This window comes from Mycoplasma sp. P36-A1, from assembly GCF_049478495.1.
Lineage (GTDB): Bacteria > Bacillota_I > Bacilli_A > JAJDGJ01 > JAJDGJ01 > P36-A1.
Window position 1 is genome coordinate 356,637 of record NZ_CP168083.1, and the last position, 22,113, is coordinate 378,749.

The window sequence follows — 22,113 nt, forward strand, 5'->3', positions numbered from 1 at the left end:
ATGGTACAAAGAATAGAATTTACAGAAGAAATGAAAAAAGAATATACGATTTTAATGCCACAAATGGCTCCTTTCCATTTTGATTTATTTGCTTCAACTTTAAAATCATTTGGATATAAAGCAGAAGTATTAAAAAATAACAATGCTAATATTGCCTATCTAGGTAATAAGTATGTCCATAATGATACTTGTGTGCCAGCAATATATGTTATTGGACAATTTCTTGATGCTATAAAAAGCGGTAAATATGATGTTCATAAAATAGCGCTGATAATTACACAAACTGGTGGAGGATGTCGTGCTAGTAATTATATTCATTTACTAAGACAAGCATTGGCTAAAGCTGGTTATGAATTTATACCAGTTATATCATTAAATGCTGCTAACTTAGAAAGTAATTCAGGTTTTAAAATGAATATTGCATTAATGAAAAAGCTTATTCAAGCCTTAACTATTGGCGATTTATTAATGTCTTTACACAACCAAACAATTCCTTATGAAATTAATAAAAATCAAACAAGAGAGTTAAGTGATAAATGGCTTGATAATATGATTGATATTTTTGCTAGTAAAAAAATGATATCAGATGTATATATACAAAGAATAGTTAAAGAAATGATAACTAGCTATGAAAATATTGAAATTAGTAATATAAAAAAGCCTAAAGTAGGAATTGTTGGAGAAATATATGTTAAGTATTCACCATTAGGAAATAATAACTTAGAAGATTTTTTAATAAGTGAAGGTTGTGAAGTTGTCACTTTAGGTATTGTAGATTTTATTTTATATACCTTTGAATCAACATCTTTTGATATTTCACAGTATGGAGGATCTAAGATTAAAGCAAAGATTTTTAACCTATTATCATACTATGTTGAAGCCCCTAGAAAGAAAATAAATAAAGCACTTACTAATACACGCTTTAGAAAAAGTTTAGATTTTAGAGATTTAAGAAATTTAGCTACTCCTTTTTTAGGACAAGGTACTCATGTTGGAGAAGGTTGGTTATTAACGGCAGAAATAATAGAGTTAATCCAAAGTGGAGTAGAAAATGTAATAACAACACAACCATTTGGTTGCTTACCAAATCATATTGTAGCTCGTGGTATGTTTAAATCAATAAAAAACAAATACCCATATGCAAACCTTGCATCAATTGATTATGATACAAGTGCAAGTAAAATTAACCAAGAAAACAGAGTTAAATTATTGGTTATGAATGCTAAAATGAAATTACAAGAACAATAACAAAGAGGTGCAAATTGCACCTCTTTGTTGTTATTATTATTATTATTATGATGCGTAAACATAGTTAATAAAATTTTTAACATCTTTAGCGTAGTATTTATAAAATACTTTTATACAAATTAAAATAGGCAATGTAATAACAATTCCCATGAATCCAAGGATACCACTACCAATAAACAAAGAAGGTAAAACAATTATAGGCGATATATTTGTTCGCTTTTTATGTATTATTGGATTGATAACATTACCTTCAATATTAGGTAAGATTAAAACACAAGCTAGAACTTTAAGAAACAACTCTTGTGATACAAATGCAGCTGTTATTAAAGCGATTATATTTACTATTATTCCTCCAAAATAAGGTATTAAGTTTGCAATAGCACATAATGCAGCTAAAGTTCTCCAGTCTGGATGACCTATTAAACTATATACTATTGCATATTCTACTACTGTAATAGCTATAATTAAAGCTACACTTTTAATATACAATCGAAGTTGATCATCTAATTCTTGAACAAATTTATATCTTTTAGTATTATATCCTAATTTTCGTTTAATATATTTTATTATTCTAGGAGCATCTATTAGGATATAAATGTATAAACAAACAATTATAAAGGCGTCTGTTATCAACTTTGTAGATGTTCCAACTATAGATGAAGTTTCTGATGCGATCCAATTTAAAATAGATTGTGCTATCTTATCAAAATAAGGTTCTATGTAGTTGTATATTTCTTTAACTTGAGGATAATCATCTATCCAAGATAAAGATGTTGAAGAATGTTGTATTAATTCAATTAACTTTATTACATGACTATAAAGTAATGGTAATACTAGTAAGCCAATGGCAATAAATAAACTAAAAAATACTAGTATAGTAATAATATTAGAAATTACAGTATTAACACCTAATTGTTTTAATTTAACTACAAGTGGATAACTTATATATGCAATACCAGCTCCAATAAAAACATTAGTTAAATTTGATAATACTATATTTAATATATTTGTATAAGCAGGACTTAGTAAGTTAATCAAAAGCAATATTAACAAGAATAAGATGATTTTAAACATCTGCTTTAACATACAGTATGCACCTCTTTTCAAAGTAATTATAACATCATTTTATGACATTGTATAAAACTTTTATCAGTTCTTTACAAATACATATTTGGGCAGTTGAACATGTGCATTTTATTTAGTATAATGGAGTTACAAGACATTGTCTTGAAAACTGAAAGGACTTTATGAGGTGAATAAAATGAGCAAAAAAATTATTTTTAGTGATAATGCACCAGCAGCTATTGGACCATATTCTCATGCTGTAGAAGCTAATGGAACTTTATATGTATCTGGACAAGTACCATTCAACCCAGAAACTATGGAAGTAGTTGAAGGAGGGATTGTTGAACAAACAAAACAATCACTTGCTAATATTGATGCAATTTTAAAGGATTCTGGTTATACAAAATTTGATGTTGTTAAAGCAACTATCTTTATTAAAGATATGAATGAATTCCCTGTTATTAATGAAGCGTATGGAGAATATTTTGAAGGTCACAAACCTGCAAGAGAATGTGTAGAAGTTGCTAGACTTCCAAGAGATGTAAGAGTAGAAATCTCTGTAATAGCTACTAAAGAATAAATATATATATTAAAGTGTGATTATTCACACTTTTTTTTATGCCTAATTAAAATTTGAAATTTTAACATTAGCTTGTTTTGTAAACATTTTTACTTAAGGGGTTGTAAGATTGTTGTTTTATTGTTATATTCATAGTAATGAAAATAAGGAGGAAATGTGTATGAAAACTTATCAAGCTAATATTTTATTAATTCTAGCAGCAATGTTTTGGGGTATGGGTTTTGTTGCTACAGATGTAACAAATAAATACATAAGTCCAGTACAAATGCAATTCATGAGATTTGGAATTGCTAGTATAATTTGTATGGTTTTATTTAGAAATAAATGGCTCAAAGTAAGTAAAAAAAGTATTATTTACGGAGTATTAATAGGTGTTGCCTTTTTCTTTGCAATGACAGCACAAAATTATGGTCTTGCACAAACAACTGTACCTAAGAATGCATTTATAACAATTACAAATGTAATATGGGTACCATTAATTGGTTGGGTTTTATTTAAGAAAAAACCGCCATTACACATATTAAAAGGTGTAATAGTAATGCTAATAGGCTTTTTCTTTTTAGTCTTTGATATAGATATTTTCAATTTATCAAACTCATTAACTTCTTTAAGCAGTCAACTTAATTTAACATTTGGTGACTTTCTTACATTAATATGTGCTTTTGGATTTGCAGCTCAAATAATATTATCAGATATTTTTGTAAAGGATGAAGATCCAATTACACTGTTAATATTTCAATTACTAACAAGTACTGTATTATCGTTTATATTTAGTTTAATAGTTGATGGTAATCCTTTAAATATTCCTATGGAAAATTTACAACCAACTATATTACCTATAGTATTCATGGCTATCTTCCCAACAATAATTTCTTTTGGTGCAATTTTAGTTGCCCAACAATATGTATCAGCTTCAAATACTGCAATTATTTGTTCTACTGAATCTTTATTTGCAACTTTTTTTGCAATTGTTCTTGGAAGTACACCTTTTTCAAGTGGATTAATAATTGGTGGTATTATCATTACTATTGGAATTATTTGGGCAGAAACAGGTTTTAATTTTGACTTTTCAAAAAATAGAGACCCTGAAGATGATGTGAACAAAAGCAGTATATAAAATGCTTTATTTATGTCTTTTCTTTACCTTTAAAAAATAGTGAAGTATAATGTTTGAGAAATGGAAGTGATACGATTGAATAAATTTAAAAAGAGTGAAAATTTTAAGCTAACTAAAATTAATGCAAAGTATAATAAAAATAAATCTAATAAAGATCAATCCAATAATGGGGCATTCTTATTAGAAGAAAAAGCATTAAAACCAAATTTTGTAAAAGAATTCTTAAGTAAAAGAAGAATTATTCAACTTAGTATGTTAGTAGTTTTAATTGCTATGGCAATTTTTGTAGGAGTGTTTGGTAAAAATAAGAGTATCAAATTAATACTAGATGGACAACAATATACCAAAAAAACAAACCACTTTATTAATTCAATGTTACTAGACAAACTATCAACTAATATTCATGCAGAAGAAATTAAAGTAAAGAATGCTGATGACCTTAATACATTAGTTCAAGAAAATCAAGTTGTAAAAATTTCAACGCAAAAAAATATAACTGCAACTATAAGTGGAGAGAAAAAAACATATAATACATATGCAGATACTCTTGCTGAATTTCTTGAAGAGCAAAAAGCTCAATTAACTAAATTAGGATCAGATTATTCTTATAAAGTTGCTAAATATGATAAACCTAAAGAGGTATTACTTACAAACACTAATAATTTTGTTATAGATTTAGTTAAAACTGTAACCAAAAAAGTTGAAAAAACTAAAGACTATACGACTACTTATGTTAATAACAGCAAACTAGCTGCAGGAACTACTAAAGTTAAGCAAAAAGGTATTGCTAAAAAATATGTTCAAGAAGTAACTACAACATATGTAAATGGAAAAAAAGATAAAACTACTACTAAAACAGTTAAAGTTTTAGTTGAAGGACAAAAGAAAATAATAGAAAAAGGTACTAAATCTACAGCATCTTCTACAAATTATGAATCTGGAGATTCTGTATGGGATGATTTAGCTAAGTGTGAATCTGGTGGTAACTGGGCAGCAAATACAGGTAATGGATTTTATGGTGGATTACAGTTTATGGCATCTACTTGGCAATCTGTAGCACCTAAAGTTGGTGTAACTGTATCAATGCCTCAAAATGCATCAAGAGCACAACAAATAAAAGTAGCGTCTTATTTACAAAAAGCATCAGGTTGGGGACAATGGCCAGCTTGTACTGCTAAATTAGGCTTAAGATAATAATTATAATTAAGAAATTGGTTTAATCTGCCAGTTTCTTTTTTTGTAAAAATCTTTAACATATCTTTTTCAATATTTTACTAAATTTGGTATAATATAATCATTGAAATGGGAGGTATTATATATGAAAGATTTAGCTGGAACTAAAACAGAACAAAATTTAATGGAAGCATTAGCTGGTGAATCAAAAGCTAGAGTTAAATATGAATTTTATGCAAAAAAAGCAAGAAAAGATGGATATGAACAAATTGGTGATTTATTCCAAATGACTTCAGATAATGAAAAAGAACATGCTAAAATATGGTTTAAATATTTACATGGTGGAGATATTCCAACAACTGAAGTAAATTTATTAGATTGTGTAAAAGGTGAAAATTATGAATGGACATCAATGTATGCACAATTTGCTAAAGATGCAAAAGAAGAAGGATTTGATCAAATAGCTAAAGAATTTGAATTAATTGGAAAAATTGAAAAAACACATGAAGAAAGATATCAACAATTATTTGACAATGTTAAAGATGAATCAGTATTTACTAAACCAGAAGAAAAAATTTGGGTATGTAAAAAATGTGGTCATCAACATAAAGGTAAAGTTGCACCTAAGGTATGTCCTGTGTGTAAACATCCACAATCATATATGGAAATTGAAAACTTTGATTTCTAATAAAAATTTAACAATTAAAAAAGGGGCTGTAATGCATTGATTTAATAATCATGCATTATAGCTTTTTTAGTTTTAATACAGAATTTGTTCAGTTATTAGTATATTTCATAAAAAAAGGCATTATTAAAAAGCCTATCACGATATTCAGTTTAAATATATCAATTAAGCTTAATTCTGCTTTTTTTATTATGATATTTTTTTATGTTATATCCTATACATATTAGTAAAAGCTCAGTTTTGACATTCTCTATCTTTTTTCTATGTATTCTAGTGTATTGATAATCTTGTTTAATTATTCCAAATGTTCCTTCTGCTTGGATACTTCTTTGTTTTCTTAAGTTACTACCAAAATCTCCTGTAAGGTTTTCATTTACTTTTTTGTACATTTCTTCAAGCTCAGGTGTAACTGTTATCATTCTATTTCCTGCAGCTTTAGTGCATTCTGATTTGACTGGACAGTCATTACATTTAGTGCATTCATATTTATATTGTTTTTTTCCGTAGCCATTTACATCTATTATATTTTCACTTATTAAAACATTAAACTCTTGATTTTCAGGACAAATTTTGAATCCATTTTCTGATGTTTTAAAGTTAATAGCTTGATATTTTTTCTTCTTAACAAAAGTTTTATCAAAATTAACTTTATTGAATAATGGGTATTTTAAAGTTAATTCCATATTGTGTTCTTTACAATATTTATAGTTTTCAAAACTACCATATCCAGCATCACCTACTGGATACTGTGGATAACTTTTATATTTAGATTTATACAAATCCATTAATGGAATGAATGTTCTCAAATCATTGGCACACTGAAATATATCTGCAACCATTATATATTCACTTGAAACTCCTACTTGGATATTATACCCTGGTTTAAAAACTCCAGTATTGTTATAATAATCATATTTCATGTGCATGAAAGTGGCATCATGATCAGTTTTAGAGTAACTGTTTCTATTTTCAAATATTTTAAAATGTTCTTCATATTTAGCTAATCTTGAATAATAATCATTTATTTTTTCATGTTTTCTTTGTAAATCGTGTTTTCTAGATCCTTTTCCATAAACAAACTCAATTTTTTGTTTTTTTATATTTATTTCAATATCTTCTACTATTGTTTTTAAGTATGTTGATTTATATTTATTTTTAACTGGAAAATATTGATCATAACATTTATTATATTCTACTATGAAAGTTGAAACATTAGTAAATAGTTTTTGTTGAAATTTTTCAACAGCTTTACGCCATACAAAACTAGTCTTTTTAGCATTGGCTTCAAATTTAGTACCATCTATATAAAGTTTTGAAGTATCAATTGAATCATCACAAGAGATAATATATTTATTTATATCATAAAATATATTTTCTATATTTTTATCAACTAAATTTTCATTTATAAATGTTGCGAAAGCATTGTGAGATGGAGTCTTCATATTACAAAGACTCATAAATCGTATGTCTGTTTTACATGCTTGTTCTATTTTTCTTAAAGAATAAATTTGGTTAGTATATGCAAATAAAATAACTAGTAACATCATTGTAGGATCATACCCTTGATTACCTCTATGGTATGATCGAGTTATGTATTTTGATAAATTAAATCCTTTCATTAGTTCTACAAATGAATGTACTACATCATCAGCTGGTGAAATTACTTCTACTTCTAGTGGTAAAATAAGCTGAACTGGTTTATAATTAAAAGCATAATTGTTATTGAGTAATTCGGTATTCATATATCAATTATACTAAAAAGGAAGAATGTTTTCTCTACATTGAGTAAACATTCTTCCTTTTATTGTATGGGACTATATATGCTAATGCATTACAGCCCCTTTTTATTTATATAGTATATATTTTTATTCAATTAAATCGGCAAAGAATATTATTCTTTGTGATGGTGTTGAAAATGCACTGAATGGATAACATGTAATTAATGCAAGTCTTTCAGTATTAACATTTTCTTCACTATATACTAAAGCACCTTGATCAGGGTTTACTATCATAGATTTTTTTACTTCATATTTATAAGTTCCATAAGGCATTTTAACAGTAATAATATCACCAATTTTCATATCTTTTAATGGCTTAAAAAATGTTTCTCTATGTGCAGATAAAGCAATAATACCATTACCAGTACCTGGTAATCTTGTAGTCTGTACATGTCCAATACCATGAGCCATTGCCTCATATAGATTATCTCCTTCTATAATTGGAGTTTCATCAATTAGTCCATCAACTTTAAAAACACCTAAAACTGTTCCAATATCAATTTTCTTTTTCTTTCTAACATCTTCTTTAGTTTTTAAAGTTTTATTAGCCTTAACTAATGCGACAGAAGCATTTTGTTTTTGTTGATAAATATCATAAAAATATTTACCAGCAAAATAAGCAGCTCCAGCCAAACATAAAATTATTATAATGTTCAGTAGTGTATTTATAGGACTTTTTTTCTTATTTTTATTTCTCAATTTTTTCACCTCAATAGAAACATTATAGCATATAATAATAACTAAAATAAAATTTCTATATGTAAGAATGATGTATCTAACTTAAAAAAACGATTTTTTTTAAAAAAAGCAAAAAAAAAGCAAAAAAGCGTTGACCTATAGTGTTTAAATTGTTATTATATATGGGCGTTGAAAAACGAAAGTAATAAAACGCAACGATCTTTGAAAACTAAACAGAACTGTCAATTCAATTCAGTCAGGAAATCAAAACAAATGGATAACACAATTATCCTGTCAATAAATTAATATGAAGAGTTTGATCCTGGCTCAGGATGAACGCTGGCGGCATGCCTAATACATGCAAGTCGAACGAAGAAAACCAAGAATAAAGTGCTTGCATTTTAAACTTGGATCATTTTCTTAGTGGCGAACGGGTGAGTAACACGTAGGTAACCTACCCTTTAGATTGGGACAACAGTTGGAAACGACTGCTAATACCAGATAATATCAACCATCGCATGGTGGAAGATTAAAAGAAGCTTTCAAGCTTCACTAAAGGATGGACCTGCGGTGCATTAGCTAGTTGGTGAGATAAAAGCTCACCAAGGCGACGATGCATAGCCGACCTGAGAGGGTGAACGGCCACACTGGGACTGAGACACGGCCCAGACTCCTACGGGAGGCAGCAGTAGGGAATTTTCCACAATGGGGGCAACCCTGATGGAGCAATGCCGCGTGAGAGAAGAAGGCCTTCGGGTTGTAAATCTCTGTTATAAGGGAGGAAAACTGCAAAGAGGAAATGCTTTGCACTTGACATTACCTTATCAGAAAGCCACGGCTAACTACGTGCCAGCAGCCGCGGTAATACGTAGGTGGCGAGCGTTATCCGGAATTATTGGGCGTAAAGGGTGCGCAGGTGGTTATGAAAGATTGTGGTTAAAGAATGGGGCTCAACTCCATAATGCCATGATAACTGCATAACTAGAGTACAGAAGAGGAAAGCGGAATTCCATGTGTAGCGGTGGAATGCGTAGATATATGGAGGAACACCAGTGGCGAAGGCGGCTTTCTGGTCTGTAACTGACACTGAGGCACGAAAGCGTGGGGAGCAAATAGGATTAGATACCCTAGTAGTCCACGCCGTAAACGATGAGTACTAAGTGTTGGGGCAACCCAGTGCTGAAGCAAACGCATTAAGTACTCCGCCTGGGGAGTATGCTCGCAAGAGTGAAACTCAAAGGAATTGACGGGGGCCCGCACAAGCGGTGGAGCATGTGGTTTAATTCGAAGCAACGCGAAGAACCTTACCAGATCTTGACATCTAGTGCGAAGCTATGGAAGCATAGTGGAGGTTAACACTAAGACAGGTGGTGCATGGTTGTCGTCAGCTCGTGTCGTGAGATGTTGGGTTAAGTCCCGCAACGAGCGCAACCCCTATTGTTAGTTGCCAGCATATAAGGTGGGGACTCTAACAAGACAGCTAGTGACAAGCTAGAGGAAGGTGGGGATGACGTCAAATCATCATGCCCCTTACGATCTGGGCTACACACGTGCTACAATGGTCAGTACAAAGAGAAGCAAACTCGCAAGGGCAAGCAAATCTCAAAAAGCTGATCTCAGTTCGGATTGTAGTCTGCAACTCGACTACATGAAGCTGGAATCGCTAGTAATCGCGGATCAGAATGCCGCGGTGAATACGTTCCCGGGCCTTGTACACACCGCCCGTCACACCACGAGAGTTGATAACACCCAAAGTCGATGACCTAACAGCAATGAAGGAGTCGCCTAAGGTGGGATTGATGATTGGGGTGAAGTCGTAACAAGGTATCCCTACCGGAAGGTGGGGATGGATCACCTCCTTTCTAAGGAGAAAGAAGGCTGGATTGAAAAAGGCAGTACTGTTTAGTTTTGAGAGGTCGAAAAGACTTCTTAAGTAGTAAAGATCTTTGACAACTGAATAATATTAGAAAACAAACAAGATAGATAAGTAAGACAAACAAAAATAAATGGAAGGAATTTCTGTTTATTGGAGTGGGTAATACTAAAGATTTTACAAAAAACAAGCAAAAGAAAGAGCGAAACTTTCAAAAAAACGCAAGAATAAACTTGAAAAAAAAGTAAGGTTAAGGAAGAAAGAGCGTATGGTGAATGCCTAGACACTTGGAGCCGAAGAAGGACGCGGTAATCTGCGAAAAGCCCTGATAAGAGGATAACACTCGTAGTCAGGGGTATCCGAATGGGAGAACCCATAGTTAGAGATAACTAAATGCATGCATAAATACATAGTGCATGACAAGGCAGACCTAGGGAACTGAAACATCTTAGTACCTAGAGGAAAAGAAAACAAAAGTGATTCCCCTAGTAGCGGCGAGCGAACGGGGAGAAGCCCAAACCGCAGCGATGCGGGGTTGTAGGACCACAATAGAGTGAGCGAGTGATAGCCGAATTACCTGGGAAGGTAAGTCAAAGAGAGTGAAAGCCTCGTAGGCGAAATTACTTCAACACAAAGTGGAATCCTGAGTACAACGGGACACGAGAAATCCTGTTGGAATCCGCCAGGACCATCTGGCAAGGCTAAATACTACCAAGTGATCGATAGTGAACCAGTACCGTGAGGGAAAGGTGAAAAGAACCCCGGAAGGGGCAGTGAAAGAGAACCTGAAACCATATGCTTACAAAAAGTTAGAGCCCGTTAAAGGGTGATAGCGTGCCTTTTGTAGAATGAACCGGCGAGTTATGATTGCATGCGAGGTTAAATAGAAGATATGGAGCCGAAGCGAAAGCGAGTCTTAATAGGGCGCAAAGTATGTAGTCATAGACCCGAAACCAGGTGATCTAGCCATGGCCAGGTTGAAGTTTAGGTAACACTAAATGGAGGACCGAACCTACGCACGTTGAAAAGTGCGAGGATGAGCTGTGGTTAGGGGTGAAATTCCAATCGAACCTGGAGATAGCTGGTTCTCTCCGAAATAGCTTTAGGGCTAGCCTTGATAAGAGTCTTCTGGAGGTAGAGCACTGAATGTATGATGGCCCCAGCATGGGGTACTGAGTATAATCAAACTCCGAATGCCAGAAAGATATGATCAGGAGTCAGACTATGGGTGATAAGGTCCGTAGTCGAAAGGGAAACAGCCCAGATCTCCAGCTAAGGTCCCAAAGTATATGCTAAGTGGAAAAGGATGTAAAGTTGCACAGACAGCTAGGAGGTTGGCTTAGAAGCAGCCATCCTTCAAAGAGTGCGTAACAGCTCACTAGTCGAGTGACTTTGCGCCGAAAATTTACCGGGGCTAAGCATAACACCGAAGCTGAGGACAGAAATGTGGTAGGAGAGCGTTCTAATTGAGAAGAAGCCATACCGTGAGGAGTGAGTGGATTGATTAGAAGTGAGAATGCCGGTGTGAGTAGCGAATAAGGGTGAGAATCCCTTACACCGATTGACTAAGGATTCCTGGGGAAGGCTCGTCCGCCCAGGGTAAGTCGGGACCTAAGGCGAGGCTGAAAAGCGTAGTCGATGGACAGCAGGTAGAGATTCCTGCACCGTTGTTACAACAGAAGGAGTGACAAAGAAGGCTAGGGTGAGCTAGCGAGATGGATGTTAGTAGGCTAGTAGAAGGAGTACTATAGGCAAATCCGTAGTACATAATCTAAAGACTAGACAAGATTGAGCAATCAAGAACACCCGATGCCAGCTTTCAAGAAAAGCTTCTATGGCTAATTGTAACAATGCCCGTACCGAGAACGAACACACGTGGTCAGGAAGAGAATTCCGAGGTGAGCAAGAGAACTATTGTTAAGGAACTCGGCAAAATGACTCCGTAACTTAGGGAGAAGGAGTGCTTATAGAAATATAAGCCGCAGTGAATAGGCCCAAGCGACTGTTTACCAAAAACACAGCTCTCTGCAAAGTCGTAAGACGAAGTATAGGGGGTGACGCCTGCCCGGTGCTGGAAGGTTAAGGGGAAGTGTTAGCAGCAATGCAAAGCACAGAACCGAAGCCCCAGTAAACGGCGGCCGTAACTATAACGGTCCTAAGGTAGCGAAATTCCTTGTCGGGTAAGTTCCGACCCGCACGAAAGGCGTAACGATTTGGGCACTGTCTCAACAATAGACTTGGTGAAATCTTAGTACCTGTGAAGATGCAGGTTACCCGCGACAAGACGGAAAGACCCCATGGAGCTTTACTGTAGCTTGATATTGGGATTTAGTATATTATGTACAGGATAGGTGGGAGCAAAAGAGATACATGCGCAAGTGTGTATTGATGCGATGTTGGGATACCACCCTTGATATATTGAATCTCTAACTAGAACCCCTAAACGGGGTATAGGACAGTGTCTGGTGGGCAGTTTGACTGGGGCGGTCGCCTCCTAAAAGGTAACGGAGGCGCCCAAAGGTACCCTCAGCATGGATGGAAATCATGCAAAGAGTGCAATGGCAAAAGGGTGCTTGACTGCGAGAGCAACAACTCGAGCAGGGACGAAAGTCGGGCATAGTGATCCGGCGGTGCAGAATGGAATGGCCGTCGCTCAACGGATAAAAGCTACCCTGGGGATAACAGGCTGATCTTGCCCAAGAGTTCACATCGACGGCAAGGTTTGGCACCTCGATGTCGGCTCATCGCATCCTGGGGCTGAATTCGGTCCCAAGGGTTGGGCTGTTCGCCCATTAAAGCGGTACGCGAGCTGGGTTCAGAACGTCGTGAGACAGTTCGGTCCCTATCTGTCGTGGGCGTAGGATATTTGAGAAGGGCTGTCCTTAGTACGAGAGGACCGGGATGGACCTACCTCTGGTGCACCAGTTGTCACGCCAGTGGCATGGCTGGAAAGCTAAGTAGGGAAAGGATAACCGCTGAAGGCATCTAAGCGGGAAGCCTACTTCAAGATGAGATATCCCAATAAGTAAGACCCCTTGAAGACTACAAGGTAGATAGGACACATGTGTAAGTACAGCGATGTATTAAGCTGAGTGTTACTAATAGGTCGAGGACTTAACCTTGAAAAAGACTAATATTATTCAGCAAAGACTTTACAAAGTCTGGTGTTGATGGCAAGATGGACACACCTGTACCCATACCGAACACAGAAGTTAAGCATCTTAGCGCCGAATGTAGTACGAAAGTGCGAGAATAGGACATCGCCAGGCAAAGTAAGAGCCCCCTTAAAAGGGCTTTTTTTTATGTCTCTTTGATCAAAAGGGATGTAATTATACAATTTGATACATGATTTAATACAAGATAAAACAGCTTTTTGGGCTGTTTTTTTAATTAATTATATTATTGCCTAGATCTAAGATGTTAAAAATAGAAGTGTTTCTTAAAAGAGTTGATTTATAATATTAATTAAAAAAGAGCTGCTTATATTATTAATAAATGATAAAGTTATATTGGTATTAATTTGATAACTACTTAAGTAGTTAAGCTAAATAAAAAGTATTGAATCTAGTAGTGATGTAAAAAGTATTATAAAGATATTTTTTACACTAACTATTTAACAACTACTGTATTATTATTACTTGAAGCTATTATTTCCATTCAATAAATTATAGAATTAAAACATAATTAATAAAACTGGATAGTAATGATTATGAGTAAAAGCAGCCTTTATTTAGTGGTCTTTTAAAAAAACAGCTAGTTATTAATTAAGATAGAGCTTCTTATAGTAAAATAAAGAGCAAAATAACTTGATACAAGCTTAAATAAGCAAGTATAAGCTTAAATAGATAAACAATGATATAAAGTATCATCTATAGTACTAATAGCTATAATTGTGGCAACTATCTTAATTTTAGATTAGTATCTAAAACTAAAAGCAGTTAATAAATTACTTGTTAAGAAAGTTTACTAAGAAGTATTCGTTTAGTATTATTGTAGATAACTTTTAATATAGCTAGCTAAATAGTCAAAAAAAGATTAAAAATACTAGAATAAGGACAAAAAATTAAATTATTATAAGATTATATTCTAATGCTAGTATTTATAAGTGTTGATAAAATTAGCTTAAAACTATTAAAAATAGAATAATCAACTAAACTTATCCCCAAAACACTAAAAAAAGAAGGTAAAACATAAAATAAAGAAGAAATAAATAAAGTCTAAAAACAACTGTGGATAAAAGTAAAAGCATAAAAGTTTGTGAAATTATTAACAAATAGTGCAAATGAAAAAATATTATCAATTGAAAAAAATAAAAAAGAAATGAAAAGAATTAGAAATGGTTAACTAGAAAAGAAAAAAGAAGAAAAGCAAGAAAAAACAAGCAGAAAAATGATAAAAAAAAGGCAAAATACATTAAAGAAAACTATAGAATTATAAAAGAAAAGAAAATAAGTAAAAAAAGCAAAAAAAAAGCAAAAAAGCGTTGACCTATAGTGTTTAAATTGTTATTATATATGGGCGTTGAAAAACGAAAGTAATAAAACGCAACGATCTTTGAAAACTAAACAGAACTGTCAATTCAATTCAGTCAGGAAATCAAAACAAATGGATAACACAATTATCCTGTCAATAAATTAATATGAAGAGTTTGATCCTGGCTCAGGATGAACGCTGGCGGCATGCCTAATACATGCAAGTCGAACGAAGAAAACCAAGAATAAAGTGCTTGCATTTTAAACTTGGATCATTTTCTTAGTGGCGAACGGGTGAGTAACACGTAGGTAACCTACCCTTTAGATTGGGACAACAGTTGGAAACGACTGCTAATACCAGATAATATCAACCATCGCATGGTGGAAGATTAAAAGAAGCTTTCAAGCTTCACTAAAGGATGGACCTGCGGTGCATTAGCTAGTTGGTGAGATAAAAGCTCACCAAGGCGACGATGCATAGCCGACCTGAGAGGGTGAACGGCCACACTGGGACTGAGACACGGCCCAGACTCCTACGGGAGGCAGCAGTAGGGAATTTTCCACAATGGGGGCAACCCTGATGGAGCAATGCCGCGTGAGAGAAGAAGGCCTTCGGGTTGTAAATCTCTGTTATAAGGGAGGAAAACTGCAAAGAGGAAATGCTTTGCACTTGACATTACCTTATCAGAAAGCCACGGCTAACTACGTGCCAGCAGCCGCGGTAATACGTAGGTGGCGAGCGTTATCCGGAATTATTGGGCGTAAAGGGTGCGCAGGTGGTTATGAAAGATTGTGGTTAAAGAATGGGGCTCAACTCCATAATGCCATGATAACTGCATAACTAGAGTACAGAAGAGGAAAGCGGAATTCCATGTGTAGCGGTGGAATGCGTAGATATATGGAGGAACACCAGTGGCGAAGGCGGCTTTCTGGTCTGTAACTGACACTGAGGCACGAAAGCGTGGGGAGCAAATAGGATTAGATACCCTAGTAGTCCACGCCGTAAACGATGAGTACTAAGTGTTGGGGCAACCCAGTGCTGAAGCAAACGCATTAAGTACTCCGCCTGGGGAGTATGCTCGCAAGAGTGAAACTCAAAGGAATTGACGGGGGCCCGCACAAGCGGTGGAGCATGTGGTTTAATTCGAAGCAACGCGAAGAACCTTACCAGATCTTGACATCTAGTGCGAAGCTATGGAAGCATAGTGGAGGTTAACACTAAGACAGGTGGTGCATGGTTGTCGTCAGCTCGTGTCGTGAGATGTTGGGTTAAGTCCCGCAACGAGCGCAACCCCTATTGTTAGTTGCCAGCATATAAGGTGGGGACTCTAACAAGACAGCTAGTGACAAGCTAGAGGAAGGTGGGGATGACGTCAAATCATCATGCCCCTTACGATCTGGGCTACACACGTGCTACAATGGTCAGTACAAAGAGAAGCAAACTCGCAAGGGCAAGCAAATCTCAAAAAGCTGATCTCAGTTCGGATTGTAGTCTGCAACTCGACTACATGAAGCTGGAATCGCTAGTAATCGCGGATCAGAATGCCGCGGTGAATACGTTCCCGGGCCTTGTACACACCGCCCGTCACACCACGAGAGTTGATAACACCCAAAGTCGATGACCTAACAGCAATGAAGGAGTCGCCTAAGGTGGGATTGATGATTGGGGTGAAGTCGTAACAAGGTATCCCTACCGGAAGGTGGGGATGGATCACCTCCTTTCTAAGGAGAAAGAAGGCTGGATTGAAAAAGGCAGTACTGTTTAGTTTTGAGAGGTCGAAAAGACTTCTTAAGTAGTAAAGATCTTTGACAACTGAATAATATTAGAAAACAAACAAGATAGATAAGTAAGACAAACAAAAATAAATGGAAGGAATTTCTGTTTATTGGAGTGGGTAATACTAAAGATTTTACAAAAAACAAGCAAAAGAAAGAGCGAAACTTTCAAAAAAACGCAAGAATAAACTTGAAAAAAAAGTAAGGTTAAGGAAGAAAGAGCGTATGGTGAATGCCTAGACACTTGGAGCCGAAGAAGGACGCGGTAATCTGCGAAAAGCCCTGATAAGAGGATAACACTCGTAGTCAGGGGTATCCGAATGGGAGAACCCATAGTTAGAGATAACTAAATGCATGCATAAATACATAGTGCATGACAAGGCAGACCTAGGGAACTGAAACATCTTAGTACCTAGAGGAAAAGAAAACAAAAGTGATTCCCCTAGTAGCGGCGAGCGAACGGGGAGAAGCCCAAACCGCAGCGATGCGGGGTTGTAGGACCACAATAGAGTGAGCGAGTGATAGCCGAATTACCTGGGAAGGTAAGTCAAAGAGAGTGAAAGCCTCGTAGGCGAAATTACTTCAACACAAAGTGGAATCCTGAGTACAACGGGACACGAGAAATCCTGTTGGAATCCGCCAGGACCATCTGGCAAGGCTAAATACTACCAAGTGATCGATAGTGAACCAGTACCGTGAGGGAAAGGTGAAAAGAACCCCGGAAGGGGCAGTGAAAGAGAACCTGAAACCATATGCTTACAAAAAGTTAGAGCCCGTTAAAGGGTGATAGCGTGCCTTTTGTAGAATGAACCGGCGAGTTATGATTGCATGCGAGGTTAAATAGAAGATATGGAGCCGAAGCGAAAGCGAGTCTTAATAGGGCGCAAAGTATGTAGTCATAGACCCGAAACCAGGTGATCTAGCCATGGCCAGGTTGAAGTTTAGGTAACACTAAATGGAGGACCGAACCTACGCACGTTGAAAAGTGCGAGGATGAGCTGTGGTTAGGGGTGAAATTCCAATCGAACCTGGAGATAGCTGGTTCTCTCCGAAATAGCTTTAGGGCTAGCCTTGATAAGAGTCTTCTGGAGGTAGAGCACTGAATGTATGATGGCCCCAGCATGGGGTACTGAGTATAATCAAACTCCGAATGCCAGAAAGATATGATCAGGAGTCAGACTATGGGTGATAAGGTCCGTAGTCGAAAGGGAAACAGCCCAGATCTCCAGCTAAGGTCCCAAAGTATATGCTAAGTGGAAAAGGATGTAAAGTTGCACAGACAGCTAGGAGGTTGGCTTAGAAGCAGCCATCCTTCAAAGAGTGCGTAACAGCTCACTAGTCGAGTGACTTTGCGCCGAAAATTTACCGGGGCTAAGCATAACACCGAAGCTGAGGACAGAAATGTGGTAGGAGAGCGTTCTAATTGAGAAGAAGCCATACCGTGAGGAGTGAGTGGATTGATTAGAAGTGAGAATGCCGGTGTGAGTAGCGAATAAGGGTGAGAATCCCTTACACCGATTGACTAAGGATTCCTGGGGAAGGCTCGTCCGCCCAGGGTAAGTCGGGACCTAAGGCGAGGCTGAAAAGCGTAGTCGATGGACAGCAGGTAGAGATTCCTGCACCGTTGTTACAACAGAAGGAGTGACAAAGAAGGCTAGGGTGAGCTAGCGAGATGGATGTTAGTAGGCTAGTAGAAGGAGTACTATAGGCAAATCCGTAGTACATAATCTAAAGACTAGACAAGATTGAGCAATCAAGAACACCCGATGCCAGCTTTCAAGAAAAGCTTCTATGGCTAATTGTAACAATGCCCGTACCGAGAACGAACACACGTGGTCAGGAAGAGAATTCCGAGGTGAGCAAGAGAACTATTGTTAAGGAACTCGGCAAAATGACTCCGTAACTTAGGGAGAAGGAGTGCTTATAGAAATATAAGCCGCAGTGAATAGGCCCAAGCGACTGTTTACCAAAAACACAGCTCTCTGCAAAGTCGTAAGACGAAGTATAGGGGGTGACGCCTGCCCGGTGCTGGAAGGTTAAGGGGAAGTGTTAGCAGCAATGCAAAGCACAGAACCGAAGCCCCAGTAAACGGCGGCCGTAACTATAACGGTCCTAAGGTAGCGAAATTCCTTGTCGGGTAAGTTCCGACCCGCACGAAAGGCGTAACGATTTGGGCACTGTCTCAACAATAGACTTGGTGAAATCTTAGTACCTGTGAAGATGCAGGTTACCCGCGACAAGACGGAAAGACCCCATGGAGCTTTACTGTAGCTTGATATTGGGATTTAGTATATTATGTACAGGATAGGTGGGAGCAAAAGAGATACATGCGCAAGTGTGTATTGATGCGATGTTGGGATACCACCCTTGATATATTGAATCTCTAACTAGAACCCCTAAACGGGGTATAGGACAGTGTCTGGTGGGCAGTTTGACTGGGGCGGTCGCCTCCTAAAAGGTAACGGAGGCGCCCAAAGGTACCCTCAGCATGGATGGAAATCATGCAAAGAGTGCAATGGCAAAAGGGTGCTTGACTGCGAGAGCAACAACTCGAGCAGGGACGAAAGTCGGGCATAGTGATCCGGCGGTGCAGAATGGAATGGCCGTCGCTCAACGGATAAAAGCTACCCTGGGGATAACAGGCTGATCTTGCCCAAGAGTTCACATCGACGGCAAGGTTTGGCACCTCGATGTCGGCTCATCGCATCCTGGGGCTGAATTCGGTCCCAAGGGTTGGGCTGTTCGCCCATTAAAGCGGTACGCGAGCTGGGTTCAGAACGTCGTGAGACAGTTCGGTCCCTATCTGTCGTGGGCGTAGGATATTTGAGAAGGGCTGTCCTTAGTACGAGAGGACCGGGATGGACCTACCTCTGGTGCACCAGTTGTCACGCCAGTGGCATGGCTGGAAAGCTAAGTAGGGAAAGGATAACCGCTGAAGGCATCTAAGCGGGAAGCCTACTTCAAGATGAGATATCCCAATAAGTAAGACCCCTTGAAGACTACAAGGTAGATAGGACACATGTGTAAGTACAGCGATGTATTAAGCTGAGTGTTACTAATAGGTCGAGGACTTAACCTTGAAAAAGACTAATATTATTCAGCAAAGACTTTACAAAGTCTGGTGTTGATGGCAAGATGGACACACCTGTACCCATACCGAACACAGAAGTTAAGCATCTTAGCGCCGAATGTAGTACGAAAGTGCGAGAATAGGACATCGCCAGGCAAAGTAAGAGCCCCCTTAAAAGGGCTTTTTTTTATTAACAGCTTTTTGGGCTGTTTTTTATATTCTTTATTAAAAAAAGTGAACGTTCTGTTCAGCTTATAAACATTAAGTTATACTAATAGTAACTTATTACTAAAAAATATAATAAAATACTCATCCAATTTTTAACGGATAATAAATTAAACAGTAGAATATTTAAATGAAACAATGTTATTGTAATTGCCTTTTAGATAATAATATACATATTTAATACTTTTACTTATAAGTATAACTATAGATAAAGATAGATGATAAAAAATTTACATATAGTATTTAAAGGTTTTAAGTCGTGTATACTGATGTTTTATTAAGAAGAGGTTAATTTTATTTTAATATAGTAAAAAGAAACAATTAATATTGCTTATGTAAGGGAAAAAATGGTATTATATAAACAAGCCAAATAGGCGATAAAAAATAGTAATAACAAATTAATTATAAAAAAGATGTGAAAAGCATTGACAAAACAGTAGTAAATTTGTTATTATATATAAGCGTTGAAAAAGCGCAAAACACATCGAAAGATGTACGATCTTTGAAAACTAAACAGAACTGTCAATTCAATTCAGTCAGGAAATCAAAACAAATGGATAACACAATTATCCTGTCAATAAATTAATATGAAGAGTTTGATCCTGGCTCAGGATGAACGCTGGCGGCATGCCTAATACATGCAAGTCGAACGAAGAAAACCAAGAATAAAGTGCTTGCATTTTAAACTTGGATCATTTTCTTAGTGGCGAACGGGTGAGTAACACGTAGGTAACCTACCCTTTAGATTGGGACAACAGTTGGAAACGACTGCTAATACCAGATAATATCAACCATCGCATGGTGGAAGATTAAAAGAAGCTTTCAAGCTTCACTAAAGGATGGACCTGCGGTGCATTAGCTAGTTGGTGAGATAAAAGCTCACCAAGGCGACGATGCATAGCCGACCTGAGAGGGTGAACGGCCACACTGGGACTGAGACACGGCCCAGACTCCTACGGGAGGCAGCAGTAGGGAATTTTCCACAATGGGGGCAACCCTGATGGAGCAATGCCGCGTGAGAGAAGAAGGCCTTCGGGTTGTAAATCTCTGTTATAAGGGAGGAAAACTGCAAAGAGGAAATGCTTTGCACTTGACATTACCTTATCAGAAAGCCACGGCTAACTACGTGCCAGCAGCCGCGGTAATACGTAGGTGGCGAGCGTTATCCGGAATTATTGGGCGTAAAGGGTGCGCAGGTGGTTATGAAAGATTGTGGTTAAAGAATGGGGCTCAACTCCATAATGCCATGATAACTGCATAACTAGAGTACAGAAGAGGAAAGCGGAATTCCATGTGTAGCGGTGGAATGCGTAGATATATGGAGGAACACCAGTGGCGAAGGCGGCTTTCTGGTCTGTAACTGACACTGAGGCACGAAAGCGTGGGGAGCAAATAGGATTAGATACCCTAGTAGTCCACGCCGTAAACGATGAGTACTAAGTGTTGGGGCAACCCAGTGCTGAAGCAAACGCATTAAGTACTCCGCCTGGGGAGTATGCTCGCAAGAGTGAAACTCAAAGGAATTGACGGGGGCCCGCACAAGCGGTGGAGCATGTGGTTTAATTCGAAGCAACGCGAAGAACCTTACCAGATCTTGACATCTAGTGCGAAGCTATGGAAGCATAGTGGAGGTTAACACTAAGACAGGTGGTGCATGGTTGTCGTCAGCTCGTGTCGTGAGATGTTGGGTTAAGTCCCGCAACGAGCGCAACCCCTATTGTTAGTTGCCAGCATATAAGGTGGGGACTCTAACAAGACAGCTAGTGACAAGCTAGAGGAAGGTGGGGATGACGTCAAATCATCATGCCCCTTACGATCTGGGCTACACACGTGCTACAATGGTCAGTACAAAGAGAAGCAAACTCGCAAGGGCAAGCAAATCTCAAAAAGCTGATCTCAGTTCGGATTGTAGTCTGCAACTCGACTACATGAAGCTGGAATCGCTAGTAATCGCGGATCAGAATGCCGCGGTGAATACGTTCCCGGGCCTTGTACACACCGCCCGTCACACCACGAGAGTTGATAACACCCAAAGTCGATGACCTAACAGCAATGAAGGAGTCGCCTAAGGTGGGATTGATGATTGGGGTGAAGTCGTAACAAGGTATCCCTACCGGAAGGTGGGGATGGATCACCTCCTTTCTAAGGAGAAAGAAGGCTGGATTGAAAAAGGCAGTACTGTTTAGTTTTGAGAGGTCGAAAAGACTTCTTAAGTAGTAAAGATCTTTGACAACTGAATAATATTAGAAAACAAACAAGATAGATAAGTAAGACAAACAAAAATAAATGGAAGGAATTTCTGTTTATTGGAGTGGGTAATACTAAAGATTTTACAAAAAACAAGCAAAAGAAAGAGCGAAACTTTCAAAAAAA

8 protein-coding genes and 7 rRNA genes are annotated in these 22,113 nt (G+C 37.1%); 12 read left to right on the top strand and 3 right to left on the bottom strand.

What is annotated here, in order from left to right; all coding sequences use genetic code 4:
- Positions 1-1,248: a hypothetical protein gene (locus ACD762_RS01575; protein ID WP_423364136.1), complete on the top strand. Its 1,248-nt coding sequence runs from the start codon at positions 1-3 to the stop codon at positions 1,246-1,248.
- A 45-nt stretch (positions 1,249-1,293) separates the two neighbouring features.
- Here the strand turns inward: ACD762_RS01575 and ACD762_RS01580 are convergent, their stop codons facing one another.
- Complete coding sequence (locus ACD762_RS01580) at positions 1,294-2,334, bottom strand: AI-2E family transporter (protein ID WP_423364137.1); 1,041 nt, start codon at positions 2,332-2,334, stop codon at positions 1,294-1,296.
- A 175-nt stretch (positions 2,335-2,509) separates the two neighbouring features.
- Here ACD762_RS01580 and ACD762_RS01585 point away from each other — a divergent pair, with 175 nt between their 5' ends.
- The 4 genes from ACD762_RS01585 to rbr all read left to right on the top strand — a co-directional run bounded on the left by ACD762_RS01585 (position 2,510) and on the right by rbr (position 5,871).
- Positions 2,510-2,893, top strand: coding sequence for a RidA family protein (locus ACD762_RS01585; protein WP_423364138.1), 384 nt, complete (start codon positions 2,510-2,512; stop codon positions 2,891-2,893).
- A 160-nt stretch (positions 2,894-3,053) separates the two neighbouring features.
- Positions 3,054-4,010: a DMT family transporter gene (locus tag ACD762_RS01590; RefSeq protein WP_423364139.1), complete on the top strand. Its 957-nt coding sequence runs from the start codon at positions 3,054-3,056 to the stop codon at positions 4,008-4,010.
- 75 nt (positions 4,011-4,085) lie between these two features.
- Positions 4,086-5,204, top strand: a complete 1,119-nt coding sequence (locus tag ACD762_RS01595; protein WP_423364140.1) for a resuscitation-promoting factor — start codon at positions 4,086-4,088, stop codon at positions 5,202-5,204.
- Positions 5,205-5,328: 124 nt separating this feature from the next.
- Positions 5,329-5,871 (top strand): rubrerythrin, encoded by a 543-nt coding sequence (gene rbr, locus ACD762_RS01600; protein ID WP_423364141.1) that lies wholly within the window; start codon positions 5,329-5,331, stop codon positions 5,869-5,871.
- 149 nt (positions 5,872-6,020) lie between these two features.
- Here the strand turns inward: rbr and ACD762_RS01605 are convergent, their stop codons facing one another.
- The gene (locus ACD762_RS01605) at positions 6,021-7,610 is read right to left on the bottom strand and encodes an IS1182 family transposase (protein WP_423363416.1); all 1,590 of its coding nucleotides are present in this window, start codon (positions 7,608-7,610) and stop codon (positions 6,021-6,023) included.
- A gap of 123 nt (positions 7,611-7,733) precedes the next feature.
- Complete coding sequence (locus ACD762_RS01610; RefSeq protein ID WP_423364142.1) at positions 7,734-8,345, bottom strand: class D sortase; 612 nt, start codon at positions 8,343-8,345, stop codon at positions 7,734-7,736.
- A 283-nt stretch (positions 8,346-8,628) separates the two neighbouring features.
- On the opposite strand from ACD762_RS01610, the gene ACD762_RS01615 reads away from it, so the two are divergent.
- The 7 genes from ACD762_RS01615 (at position 8,629) to ACD762_RS01645 (ending at position 21,882) form a co-directional block, all read left to right on the top strand.
- A 16S ribosomal RNA gene (locus ACD762_RS01615) occupies positions 8,629-10,186 on the top strand.
- A gap of 259 nt (positions 10,187-10,445) precedes the next feature.
- Positions 10,446-13,319 (top strand): 23S ribosomal RNA (locus tag ACD762_RS01620).
- Positions 13,320-13,357: 38 nt separating this feature from the next.
- Positions 13,358-13,466: ribosomal RNA gene (rrf, locus tag ACD762_RS01625) — 5S ribosomal RNA — on the top strand.
- Positions 13,467-14,833: 1,367 nt separating this feature from the next.
- A 16S ribosomal RNA gene (locus ACD762_RS01630) occupies positions 14,834-16,391 on the top strand.
- 259 nt (positions 16,392-16,650) lie between these two features.
- A 23S ribosomal RNA gene (locus ACD762_RS01635) occupies positions 16,651-19,524 on the top strand.
- 38 nt (positions 19,525-19,562) lie between these two features.
- Positions 19,563-19,671: ribosomal RNA gene (gene rrf / locus ACD762_RS01640) — 5S ribosomal RNA — on the top strand.
- Positions 19,672-20,324: 653 nt separating this feature from the next.
- Positions 20,325-21,882: ribosomal RNA gene (locus tag ACD762_RS01645) — 16S ribosomal RNA — on the top strand.
- The 16S, 23S and 5S rRNA genes sit together here, the layout of an rRNA operon.
- The last annotated feature ends 231 nt before the right edge of the window (positions 21,883-22,113 follow it).